The 13,422-nt window shown below is 33.7% G+C and carries 8 protein-coding genes; 2 read left to right on the top strand and 6 right to left on the bottom strand.

Translation table 11 applies throughout. The features are described from left to right. The first annotated feature begins 185 nt into the window (after nucleotides 1–185). Entirely contained in the window at nucleotides 186–2,105 is a 1,920-nt protein-coding gene (locus BG05_RS13085; RefSeq protein ID WP_003191025.1) for an LTA synthase family protein, read from the top strand. 99 nt (nucleotides 2,106–2,204) lie between these two features. Here the strand turns inward: BG05_RS13085 and BG05_RS13080 are convergent, their stop codons facing one another. Then, a complete protein-coding gene (locus tag BG05_RS13080; protein WP_016127441.1) occupies nucleotides 2,205–4,988 on the bottom strand; it encodes a dynamin family protein in 2,784 nt (927 codons plus the stop codon). Between the two features lie 485 nt (nucleotides 4,989–5,473). On the opposite strand from BG05_RS13080, the gene BG05_RS13075 reads away from it, so the two are divergent. Further along, entirely contained in the window at nucleotides 5,474–5,659 is a 186-nt protein-coding gene (locus BG05_RS13075; RefSeq protein ID WP_000461142.1) for a hypothetical protein, read from the top strand. Nucleotides 5,660–6,184: 525 nt separating this feature from the next. Here BG05_RS13075 and BG05_RS13070 read toward each other — a convergent pair. The 5 genes from BG05_RS13070 to BG05_RS13050 all read right to left on the bottom strand — a co-directional run bounded on the left by BG05_RS13070 (nucleotide 6,185) and on the right by BG05_RS13050 (nucleotide 13,420). Further along, nucleotides 6,185–7,171 carry a choloylglycine hydrolase family protein gene (locus tag BG05_RS13070; RefSeq protein WP_002185086.1) on the bottom strand — a complete coding sequence of 329 codons (987 nt, stop codon included), beginning with the start codon at nucleotides 7,169–7,171 and terminating at the stop codon, nucleotides 6,185–6,187. Nucleotides 7,172–7,513: 342 nt separating this feature from the next. Next, a complete protein-coding gene (gene mutL / locus BG05_RS13065) occupies nucleotides 7,514–9,457 on the bottom strand; it encodes a DNA mismatch repair endonuclease MutL (protein WP_002185084.1) in 1,944 nt (647 codons plus the stop codon). A gap of 8 nt (nucleotides 9,458–9,465) precedes the next feature. Continuing rightward, nucleotides 9,466–12,138 (bottom strand): DNA mismatch repair protein MutS, encoded by a 2,673-nt coding sequence (mutS, locus tag BG05_RS13060; RefSeq protein WP_002128699.1) that lies wholly within the window; start codon nucleotides 12,136–12,138, stop codon nucleotides 9,466–9,468. A gap of 180 nt (nucleotides 12,139–12,318) precedes the next feature. Further along, nucleotides 12,319–12,861 (bottom strand): outer spore coat protein CotE, encoded by a 543-nt coding sequence (cotE, locus tag BG05_RS13055; RefSeq protein WP_002014610.1) that lies wholly within the window; start codon nucleotides 12,859–12,861, stop codon nucleotides 12,319–12,321. 127 nt (nucleotides 12,862–12,988) lie between these two features. Further along, nucleotides 12,989–13,420, bottom strand: coding sequence for a YlbF/YmcA family competence regulator (locus tag BG05_RS13050; protein ID WP_002033698.1), 432 nt, complete (start codon nucleotides 13,418–13,420; stop codon nucleotides 12,989–12,991). Between the last annotated feature and the right edge of the window lie 2 nt (nucleotides 13,421–13,422).

The raw sequence follows: 13,422 nt of genomic DNA, 5'->3' as shown, positions 1-13,422 counted from the left end.
CTGCTCCGTTTCTAAAAAAATTAGATTTATGTTACTTCGCTTTAAAATTCTCCATTATATGTATATGAATACTTCAAATTATTACCTTTAGAAAAATATAATCTAAATGGTTCACCACACTCTAATAGTTATAAAAATATAATATATAACATTAGTTAAATAAATTCTATAAAGAAGGTGTAAAAATGAAGAATAAAATAAATTTACAACTGCAAAATATAAGCTTTGTTATAATAATTGCTTTAGCAGTATGGTTAAAAACATATCTTATTACGCGATTCAGTTTTGATTTAAAAATTGAGTCTTCTACACAAGAACTTATTTTGTTTATTAGCCCTCTCGCTGCATCGTTAGCATTTGTTGGATTAGCATTATTTGCAACCGGTGAAAAGAGAAATTATATAGCGCTATGTATTAATCTCTTATTAACAATCGTACTTGCTGGGAATGTAATGTTCTATGATTTTTATAATGATTTCGTTACGTTACCAGTACTTGGACAAACATCAAACTTCGGCCAATTAGGCGGCAGTATTATAGAAATATTGAACTACAAAATTATACTCGCATTCGTAGACATTATTTTCTTCTTTATTTTATTAAAAAAGAAAGCAATAGTCTTTAAAACAGAACGTGTAACTCATTCTGCACGCTTATTATATTTTCTTTTAACAATTGGTGTATTTTTTGCAAATCTACAGCTTGCAGAAAAAGAACGACCTGAATTATTAACGAGATCCTTCGACCGCGTAATGCTTGTGAAAAATTTAGGACTATACACTCATCAAGTATATGATTTAACACTACAAGTAAAAGCTGGATCCCAAAAGGCACTTGCAGATAGTAGTAAATTACAAGAAACTGAAAACTACGTAAAGGCAAACCATAGCGAGCCGAATCCTAACATGTTTGGTGCAGCTAAAGGAAAAAACGTAATTGTCGTTACTCTTGAATCCTTGCAAACCTTTTTAATAGGTGCATCCGTCAATGGTCAAGAAGTTACACCGTTCTTGAATGAATTCATAAATGAAAGCTATTACTTTGATAACTTTTTCCACCAAACTGGTCAAGGAAAAACATCAGATTCTGAATTTCTAATAGATACATCGTTGTATCCATTAAATCGAGGAGCTGTATTCTTCACGCACGGTAACAACGATTATACTGCGACTCCAGAAATTTTACGTCAGCAAGGCTATTTCACTACTGTATTCCATGCGAATAACGCAACATTTTGGAATCGTAATATCATGTACTCTGCTCTTGGTTATGATCGTTACTATAATGAACTTGATTACAAAATTACACCCGAAACAAATTTAAATTGGGGATTAAAAGATATCGAATACTTTGATCAATCAGTAGATATATTAAAAACTGTTGATCAACCATTTTACGCTCGTTTCCTTACTTTAACAAACCATTATCCATTTACGTATGATGAAGATACAAAATTCATTGAACCATACAACTCTGGTAATGGCGTATTTGATCGTTACATCGTAACAGCACGTTACTTAGACGAATCAATCAAAAAATTTATTGAGCGTTTAAAAGCCGAGGGAATGTATGATGATTCTATTATTGTGTTATACGGTGATCATTACGGCATTTCTGAAAAACATAATCGCGCAATGGCACAGTTTTTAGAAAAAGATCAAATAACAGAATTTGATACTTTAAATTTACAACGCACACCTTTATATATTCATATCCCTGGCCAAACAGAAGGTCAAACTATCTCAAAGCCTACGGGACAAATCGATATGAAACCTACTATTCTAAATTTATTAGGGATTGATACTACTAACGATATCCGTTTTGGCCATGATATGTTTTCAGATGAATATACCGGTTTTGTTGTTTTACGTGATGGTAGCTTTATTACAAACAAGTATGCATACAAAAACAATACTTTCTATGACCGCATAACAGGTCAAATTGTAGATTTACCAAAAAAAGAAGCACAAGCACTCATTAACCGTGCACAAAATGAGTTACGAATGTCTGACAAAATTATTGAAGGCGATTTATTACGTTTCTCAGAAAGTAATAAAATTAAAACTGGAGAAGTAAAAACTAAAATTAAAGAAACTGAAAAGTAATCTATATAAAGAAAGGGAGCAACTCATTACGGTTGCTCCCTTTTCCCCTCTTATAACACATGATGCAATTTCATATAAAAAACTTGATATATTTTACTTTTATTCTACGCTTGTTTCTAAAGTTAAATCTGTATAGGCATTATCATCACCTATATTTAAGATTACTTCACATTGACGTAATCTCAATTCAAAGAGCGTTATAGGATCATGATAAACTTCAGGGTTTAATTTCATTTTATGCAGTTTATCTTGTTTTTCTTTTATTTCTAAATGAGTGTTTTTTACAGCTTGTTCCAACGAGCCAAATGGATTTCTAAAAAACATATTAATATCCCGCTCTTGTGTGTTTTCAAATAGCTCAAACTGCAAGAAAAATTTCTTCATAATAGAAGCCGTTACATCGGTATAATCTTCATTTTCTAAATACTGTTTGTATTTGTTATATAGCATAGCTTTATTTTTAGGAAGAACTCCAAATAATTTACCGGCACTTTTCAGTAAAAATTGTGCTGGCGTAAATCGGCGTAAAATATTTACTTCTTCCATTTGTATTCTAGTTGTCATTCTATCAGTATCTCTTCGCCAGTCATCAATTACTTTAAAGTCACATTCTAACTGTATTCGATTTTCTCCAAATAAAGAATTAAGTCCTTCACTGGTTTCTGCTAAGTACAATTGACTTTGAAGGAGCTCGTTATTAGAAGCCGCAATCCAATTTTGCATAGAGCGAGCAAGATTAGGTAATACAGTTTGTTCTAGATATTGTTGCACCCTTTCATTCATCGCTGTATTTAGTTCAATATCAATGTGCCCAAAATCACTTTCTTCACTAATTAAATCGGAACAACTCTGCAATAGTTTCGGAATATGTTCTGTAAGATCATTAGTAATTTCGTTTTTCATTGTACGATATGCTTCTGTAATTAAATGAATTTTTTCCTTCTCAAAAGCAGTAAGGTTATTAATACAAGCATTTAGTTTAACTAACATATCTTCATTCCAATTAATAGAATCCACTAGATTATTTTCCCTCTCGACACGTTTATCCAAAAGATATGTAATTGTTTTTCGAATGAAAAACAATAGCTTTTCAGTACGTTCTACATCGATATTTTTATGGTTAAAGTTAAAATGAATAAACTCAGTTAAATCGTTTAGTTGTTTACTATTTGTATATAACGAAGAATAAGGGAAAACTCTTGCATTAGGGAAATATGTATTTATTCTCACTTGCGTATCTTGTATAACTCTTTTTGCTTCTGCTTCATTGTAAATGTTATCGATTTTATTTAATAAGAAATGAACTTGTAGATTTGGTGTATGTTCTTGGATACTTAATAGAATGTCACGTTCTTTGTCAGTAAAAGGTGAATCCGTATTCAATACGAATAATAATTCATCTACAGAGTTTAAATATTCAAACACCTCATCTCTCGCGTCATTGTTCCTATTAAAGCTAGGTGTAACAACGAATGTAAGTTTATTTTTACTTAAAAACCTGCATGGTAATTTAAATTCAACACACGCTCTATCTCTATATGTTTGACGATGTAGGGACATCATGTTATGGAAATCAGAGAAATTCTCAGTTGTTGTAATTTCCGAATCTGTTATAGCGTTAATTTCTGTATAAGCGTCATTTTTAAAAACAACTACATTTGAGATTGAGTTTTCTAATATATTTTCTCCTAAAATAGAGTTAATAAATGAAGCTTTTCCGTTCCCTGAAGTTCCAGTTACTAATAGGCGATTTGTTCTTAAATCTGCAAGCTCACCAACTAACCAGCTAAATCGGTTACCCATTTCTAAATCATGTTCTTGTGCCCAGTGTGTAATAGATTCAAAAAGATGTAAACTATACTCTAAGCCATTCACATGATTAATAGAATATGACAGTAGGTCTTCTGCATCTTTTATATCCGCTGAATCTATTTTAGAAGGAAAAATCTCATCCCATGCCAATACTGCTGCAGATGGAAATACAGCATGAGAGGGATTGACTACCTTTAACCAATTTGTTAACAGGTTTGGAATGATATCGTGTAATTGTCTAAGCATATATTGACCTTGAATTAATTCAAAGTATGTTTCTTCGTAAAGAGAAGAAATTTCGTCCCATATATCGGACGAATGTATTTCGATATGTATGAAAAATTCATTTATTGTGTTGAGCCATAATAAGTAATTTTGTTCATCTTTATAGCTGTGCCAAAGTGATGAAACAATTTGCGTAAATTGTACTTGATCTACATTATTTAATGTAACTAATACTTTATAAAAATAGTCTGGTGAAATATTTTTAGTAAATCCTTTATCGATATATTCTTTTAGAACCTCAAACCACGGATAAGATTCTGTTCGAATTAACTCGTTCACAGCAAGCTCTACTGCACTATCAAAATCTTGCTGTTCTTCATAAAAGGAACGAGCAATTGTTGTGACGTTTGGATAATCGGGATTTAAAGAAACCGCTTCTTTTATAACAGCGAAAGCTGAATCAAAATTATTTTGCTCGATGTAAAGAGACAGTAATTGCAGCACAATTTCGGTCATAAGTATTTTGTTATCAGTAGTAATGGAAGTATACACATTTTCAGCAACTGATAATTGGTTAAGTTCGAAGTAAGCATCCGCAATATTTTTTTGTGCCCATGGTGCTAGTTCATTACTAACTTTCTCCCATTTAAAAATAGCTGCTTCAAAATCTTGATGGTGATAATAAAATTCACCTTGTGCAAAACGAATATAAGATCCATCAGAAATCTCATTTTTTTCTTCGTTTACATAAGCTTCTCCAAGTACTTGAAGAGGTGGGTGTGTTTCATTCTCCATTAGGAATGTTTCATAATACATCTTTTTTATTAATTGTTTTTCTAATCTCATCTTTTCCCCCACTATATCTCGAAAATACATTTTTGAGATATGTCAATACTTTTTTGTATGTATGCTTTTTATCTTAACAAAGAATTCCTTTTAGAAAATTTCATTTTCCTTTCATTTTTCAAGTAAGATTGAATTTTTATGAGAAAAGTTTCAGTTTTTTTTCAATTCCCTTTCAGTTGTGAAACAACATTAAATGTTCCTAATAACCTAATAACACTATAATATTCCACATTATATTATCAGGAAAACTATATATATATTACATTATAAAAACAATCTATAACGAATATATATGCAAGATTCCCTTCGCTAATAAATAAAAGAAATCATTATAATATATTTCTCACATTGTTTTCCTTTGAAATATTTCAGTAGTTACGTAATTAAATTCCATTAACCTATATAAATAACTAGTCCAAAAAAAATCTATATGCATATCATGTTATAGTAAAGAATTCAGGAAATCCTAAAAAGGAGGCATTTTCATGTTTGAAGATAAATCTAAAATAAATTACCCATATGAATTTACTGAAACTACAACAGTCCCTCTAAAAAACCCCATCAATAAAACTTTCAAAAACGGCTCTGGTACACATAACTTCCCAATTAAAAAGCATTATAAAGAGCAGGTTTTATATACTGAAAAAATTAATAATAATAAAAATAAATAACTGTATAGATCCTTATAACAATTAACCAAATAAGAATCTATATTTGGCCATGCATAGTTATGTGTTTAATAATGTAGAAATCCTTATTATACAATTTACGTACCTTTAAAAAGTGCTGATATACGGCGCTTTTTTATACATAGATAATAGAAGCACAAAAAAGGTATGGATATTTTCCACACCTTTTTTGTGCTTTGCTATTTATAAATGGAGTAGTACGTCCATGTTTATTTTACCTAATAGCACTTTAATGGGCCTTCTAGAAGAAATAAAAGCTAGTTTAATGAAAAAATAAGTTTCTTAGCCAATGCACCTGCCCCTACCAGCAGAATTTTACTGGTAGGAGTCATTGGATTGAATTTATATAATACCTTGAATATTTTGCGTCTATTTTTTCTTAAGGGGTATTTATTCGGGTTACTTATTAGATTATCAATTATATTCCTTCCGATTCCTACTTTTTATAGGTCATTATTGCTCTATTATATATATTTGAAAATTTACTAAGCGTTGTTTCAAAGCTACTTAGTTTTCATAAAATATTTTTTGTTTCCGTTGGAACGGATAGGCTTTAATCTCATCTGTATCTAAATTTTCATGAAATAAATGAATGGCTATAATTTGTCTACAATCGTAAGTATGATAATAATATGTTCCGGACTCCATACACATTACGCTTGTATAAATGGTATTATCTAATGCACCTTCTTCTGTTATTACTCCGCCTTTAGGAACCTCGCAATTTGATAAGATATGAAAAAGGGCCGATACTCCCTCTTCTTCACTATCTATACCTTGAATGTTTTGTTTGCCATATGCTGCTCGCACAAACCTTGATGGCGGGGTGAAATCCCCTGGAAGTCCCATTGAACCTGAGCCCTGACCAAAAGCACTTAATGGTACATTACTCCACTCTGTTGGCGCGAATGGCTGCGATTTAAGGCCAATATATTGTCTTAAATTTTGTAAATGCCAACTAAACTCCGGACTATTCGTCATCACTCCTAGTGGGTTGTCATACATTTTTAATCCTTCATTTGTTGGCTCCAGTACAATGCAATCTCCCCATTTATCCGCTAAAATCCAATGGAGTGGCGGCGTAAGTCCTAAATCCGGTAATGGTATATCCAAAAAGGTAATGCTATCTACAGATTTCTTTAACTCTTTGACAGAATTGAATTGTGTGAGACTCCAAGTCACAAAATCAAATGGAGCCAAATTCGTTTTGTTATTATCTATACTTTTACTATAAGTAGCGAATCCTGGAAAATAGAGTGTTGCACATGTCATACCTGCTTCATTTACTCCGTCCGCCATAATGACCCTTCCTTGATGATTAATCCCCATTCCGACCGTAGCATGTTTCGTATTAATGATTTCACCAGTTATATTATTCCACTGGTAATGTCGAGGAATGATTATTACTTCTTGATTCAAATCTAATGTAAAATCCATCGTTCTTGCAAAAAGGTGCTGACCGTTTTTTGTCTGTAATGTCAAACTAGTACACATAAAGAACACCCCATTTTATGGTTTTATATACACTTTACATAATTCTGATAAATCTGTAAATTAAAACCCCTTTCCTTACAAAAAAATGAGGAAGCACATATAAATTACAAATAGGTTATCTCTAGTTTATAAATGAATTTTTAAAATATAGTTGCAAAAGAATTATATTAAAAAGGAGCGACTTGTTACTATCGCTCCTTTTTATTTCTCTCAATATTTTATTAAAATAACTGTAGAGAACATTGCTATTACATATTTATTTTAACACATATAAATAATACTAGGCACTTTCAAACCGTTTCAAATAACTAGGAACGAACTTTTTCTCTTTGGACATTAATCCTACATAACCCTCTTAAACATCTTCTCCAACTCATAAGTAGAATGATGCACCAGAATCGGTCTTCCATGCGGACATGTGTATGGATTTGTTGTTGTACGTAGTTCTTCGAGTAAAGCGAATATTTGATCGTTCGTTAAATATTGATTTGCTTTAATTGAAGCTTTACAGCTCATCATAATCGCTGCTTCTTCGCGTAGTTTTTTTATGTCTACTTTTTTCAGTTTTACGACTTGCTCCATCATTTCATCAATGATTTCTGTTTCTTGTCCTTTTGGGAACCACGTTGGATGCGAACGGACAATAAAGGATTGATGGCCGAATTGCTCTAAAAATAGTCCGACTTTTTTTAGTTCTTCCAGCTGCTCTTCGACACGTAAAAATTCAGTAAGAGATAAGTCAATACGGTACGGTACAAGTAGTTCTTGTACTTCTTGCGCTACTCTTCCTACTTTATCACGGAAATATTCATAATTGATACGTTCCTGCGCTGCGTGCTGATCAATCATATATAACCCATTATCATTTTGAGCGAAAATATATGTTCCGTGCATCTGTCCAATTGGATAAAGCGGCGGTAAGTCATTACCGTTCATTTCAATCTCTTCTATCTCCCCGACTTCTTCTTCCAATTCCTCTAATTCAAAATCGTCATCGTTGCTAGTCCATTCCTTTTCCTCTCGAACCGTTTGTTCTATTACCGGCTTAGAGGATGGCTGCCAGCTTTGCTCTTCTCTTACTAGTGACTGTGGTGGTTGCCATTCTTGCTTCGGCGGTTGCCACAGTTGTGCTGGTTGTTTTACAGTCGTTGTTTCTTCTTGTTTCTCATCCATTCCTGTTGGTAAAACGATGTTAGGCATAGATGATTCTCTCGGTTTTGTATGCTCAAACTTGAACTGTTCTTGCACACTTTCATCTTTTTCTTTTTTCTTCGTTGTTACACCAGCATCTGGAATGAGTTGTATTTTTTTGAATGCAGCTTGCAATGTTTCTTCGATAAGCTTTAGCAATTCTTGTTCTTTACTAAAGCGTACTTCTAATTTTGCTGGATGTACGTTGACATCAACAAGCATTGGATCCATTTCAATTGATAAGAAGCCGATTGGGTATCGTCCGATTGGCAATAACGTATGATATCCTTGCTGAATTGCTTTCATTAATACGAAATTTCGAACGTAACGGCCATTTACAATCGTTGACATATAGTTACGCGACGCTCTCGTTACTTCTGGTAATGTTACATAACCTTTAATTGTAAAGTCTAGAGACTCAGCTTCAATCGGAATAAGCTTCTTCGCAACTTGAATGCTGTAAATCGATGCAAGTACTTGTCTTACATCACCGTTTCCTGATGTATGAAGCAATTTCTTTTCATTATGAAACAGTTTTAACGATACTTCTGGATGTGACATTGCAATACGATACACGATATCTGTAATGTTCCCAAGCTCTGTATGAATAGTTTTCATATATTTAAGACGCGCTGGTGTATTAAAAAATAAGTTTTGTACAGTAATATCTGTTCCTTTTCGGCTTGCCGTTTTCTCTTGTTTTATAATGTCTCCACCTTTAATACTAAGGTGTGTACCAGGCGCATCACCTGTGCTCGTAATTAATTCTAATTCACTCACTGAGGCAATACTCGGCAGGGCCTCTCCGCGGAAACCGAGCGTTCTTATACGAAATAAATCATTTTCATCTTTAATTTTACTCGTTGCGTGTCGTTCAAATGCAACGATACAATCTTCTTCAGCAATACCATCTCCATTATCGATGATGCGAATCTTCGATAATCCAGCTTCTTCTAAGTGGATTTCAATAGATGTACTATTCGCATCGATGGAATTTTCCACGAGTTCTTTTACAACTGAGGCAGGGCGCTCTACTACTTCCCCTGCCGCAATTAAGTTAGAGAGTTGATCATCGAGTTTGCGAATTTTCCCCATCTACTTACTCATCCTTTCTTTAACTTTTTCTGCAAGCGATACAGTTCGTTCATCGCCTCTAAAGGTGTCATATCAAGTAAATCAATTTTTTTAATTTGCGCAAGTACTGCCGTTTCTTTTGGATTTAGCACAGGCTTGTCTTGATTTTTCGAAGACTGTTCTCCTCCAAAGAAAGATAGTTGTGAATCTTCTTCAGTCTCTTCTTTCTTTTCTTGTATTTCTGCTGGTTCTTCTTTTACAACAACTGGTTCTGGAGCGACTTCTGGCACTTTCACTTCTACTCGTTTCGGAATAACAATTTCTTCCTGTCCTTCTAGTTGTGCTAACACTTCTTTCGCGCGAGCGATTAAGCTCTCTGGAAGCTCGGCAAGTTGAGCAACGTGAATTCCGTAACTTTTATCAGCCGCTCCATCTTGAATTTTATGAAGGAAAACTACTTTTCCATTCTCTTCAATTGCTGAAACATGTACATTCTTTAGTTGGTCTAAACTTTCTTCTAACACTGTTAATTCATGATAATGTGTAGAGAATAATGTTTTCGCACCAATTTGGTCATGAATATGTTCAATGATTGCTTGCGCAAGTGCCATACCATCATACGTAGATGTACCGCGTCCAATTTCATCGAATAAAATTAAACTTCTCTCTGATGCATTTGCAATTGCATTTTTCGCTTCTAACATTTCAACCATAAATGTACTTTGACCTGAGATTAAATCATCCGCTGCACCAATTCTCGTAAAGATTTGATCGAAGACAGGTAATACTGCTTCTGTCGCTGGTACAAAACAACCAATTTGTGACATAACAGTAACAAGTGCTAATTGTCTCATATACGTACTTTTACCAGACATGTTCGGTCCTGTAATTAAAAAGACATCCATCTTCTCCGGCATAATACAATCATTCGGTACATACAATTTCCCGTTCAATACTTTTTCAACGACAGGATGACGACCATCTTTAATAAAGATTTCGCGCTTATTTGTTAAAACAGGTTTTACAAACTGCTCTTCTTCACTAACTGTCGCAAAGCTTTGCAGTACGTCTAGTTCACTAATTACTTTCGCTAAATGCTGTAATTTCGGAATGAATACTTTTACTTCTTCGCGAAGTGCTGTAAATAAATCGTATTCTAATTGTACAATTTTCTCTTCTGCTTCTAAGATTAATGTTTCTTTTTCTTTTAGCTCATCTGTTATGAAACGCTCTGCATTTGCAAGTGTTTGTTTACGCTCATAGCGCCCTTCTGGAAGTGCTGCAAGATTAGCCTTCGTCACTTCAATATAGTAGCCGAAAATACGGTTGTACCCAATTTTTAATGATTTAACCCCTGTAATATCACGCTCTCGTTTTTCAAGCTCAGCAATCCACGTTTTTCCGTTTTTACTAACGTAACGATATTGATCAAGCTTATCATTATAACCATCTTTAATAATATCTCCATCTTTAATAGAAAGCGGTGGGTTTTCTTGAATACTTCTTCCCAGTAATTCAGTTAAGCTCTCACATGGATCTGCACCTTGAATTAACCTTGCTGCATAAGCATTATCTAAAAGACTAATCGCTTCTAAAATAGCTGGTACTTGCAGTAAAGAACGTCTTAATTGTAATAAGTCCCGTGCATTTACATTACCAAATGCAACTTTCCCTGCTAAACGCTCTAAATCATATACTTCTTTTAACTTTTCTTTTAAATCTTCACGTAAGAAGTAATCATTTACAAACGTTTCAACCATTTCTAAACGCTCTTCAACTTTTTCTTTCTGGATAAGTGGACGTTCCATCCACTGTTTTAACATACGCCCACCCATAGCCGTTTTTGTTTTGTCTAATAGCCATAATAATGAGCCTGTCTTTTCCTTCGTGCGAAGAGTCTCTGTTAACTCTAAATTGCGTTTTGAATGCACATCAATTTTCATAAATTGATTCGTGTAATAAATTTCTACTGGTTGCAAGTGATCTAACGAACGTTTTTGTGTTCTTATCACATAGTTAAATAAGCGTCCAATTGCTTTAATTAATTTTGCTTGGGAAACACTTTTCACAAGATGTTCTAATCCTTCTGGAATAGTTGTTGCATCTTCATACGAAATCGTCATTTTTAATGTTTCAGTTAACTTATTTAATTCATCTTTTGAAAATGTAGAATCTACAACAATTTCTTTTGAACCAGTCGCATACACTTCTAATAAAATATCTTCTACTGAACCAGTTAATAACGTCACTGTATTTTGTCCAGTCGTTAAGTCATTACAAGCTAGCGCATAAGATCCATCTTCGAAATGTGTTAATGCTGCTAAGAAGTTATTCTCCTTCTCGTCTATTGTACGCCCTTCCATCATCGTTCCTGGCGTAATTAGTTGTACTACTTCACGACGTACTACACCTTTAGCTGTTTTTGGGTCTTCCACTTGCTCACAAACAGCTACTTTATATCCTTTTTCAACAAGTTGTTCAATATAATTTTTAGCTGCATGATGCGGTACACCACACATCGGTATACGTTCACTACTACCACCATCTCGGCTCGTTAATGTAATTTCAAGTTCATGAGCTGCTTTAACCGCATCTTCAAAGAACATTTCATAAAAATCACCTAATCGGAAAAATAAAAAGGCATCTTGATAGTCTGCCTTAACCTTTAAGTATTGCTGTATCATAGGCGTATATTGCGTCATGTCTTTCCTCCATAATTCTTACATAATAATCTATATTCATATATGTCACACTTCACGGACATCCATATCTCCTATTCCAGGAGTCTTTCCTCATTATAGCACATTTCATAAGGAATCATGTTCATGCAGAACCACTTATGTACTGTAAAAAGCTAGGAAGAACTTCTCCCTAGCTTTCTCTTACTCTTCTTCTGCATCGACGATAAAGTTCGGATCTAATTCTTCAAACTCATCATCATCGACTTGGAAATCCTCGTCTGATTCTACGCAACCTTCAGGATTTACACTTACACAAATTTTCGTTTCCCCAACTACTTCTGTTACAAATTCACGTTCTACCGTCACAACAATTTTATTACCATTTGGCGATACAAGAGCTTCTAAACAATTTGGCGGCTGAATTACACGAGCGATAATTTCTAAATCGTCACCAGAGAAGTTTTTATCACGATACCCAATACTTACTTCATCATTGTAGTTAACACGTTCTGTTACAACTTCAGTCTTTGTGTTTCCATCAAATGAATACCAAGTGTTTACATCATAGAAACCTTCAATTTCCACATGTTTTCCATTCTTTCTCGCTTCGTACGAATGGTTAATTACCCAGCACCCTAAAATACTTGTTGGCTCATTATTCGATTCACATGTATGCGTTGACTTTGTATACTTACGTCCTTTTCCAACCACTGCTTTTGTAATAATCTCTCTAAATTCGGACATTCGTAACCCTCCTCAATCACTATTCACTTAATCATATGCGTGACAATAGCGGAATGTGTCATTCTTTTTTTTGAGAAGAATTTCCGATATAACCCACTAAAAAAAGAGATGTCAATAAGACATCTCTTTAACAACCACAATTTCCTTTTTTACTTTCTACTGCTGCACCAGTTTCACCCTTCAACACATCGCCGCCAGTTGAAACTAATATTTCATCTGTTACATTGTTAGAAATGGTACTAGCAACTAGCTGTAGTAAGTCATTTACATACGTTTGTGAAGATTTAAACTCCTGTACAACTGGGATATTATCTAACTTATCTTGAAGTGCATCAATTTCAGCTTCTACTTTTTTCAAAGCTTCCCATTTCCCATAATGTTGCAAGTTTACTGCTTGTTTTTGCAAAGCTTTTATTTCATCAATTGCTCGCTTTACATTTTCATTTTTATGAATTTGTGCTTCTGCTCGCTTAAAGAAATCGACTTCTTCTGTTTCAGAGATCATTTTCGCTAATTCTTTCGCTTGCTCAACAATTTCATCTTTCGTATATACTTTCATCT

Source organism: Bacillus mycoides (genome assembly GCF_000832605.1).
Taxonomy (GTDB): Bacteria; Bacillota; Bacilli; order Bacillales; family Bacillaceae_G; genus Bacillus_A; species Bacillus_A mycoides.
Note: the sequence above shows the minus strand (reverse complement) of the source record. Positions and strands in the feature narration are given on the sequence as shown.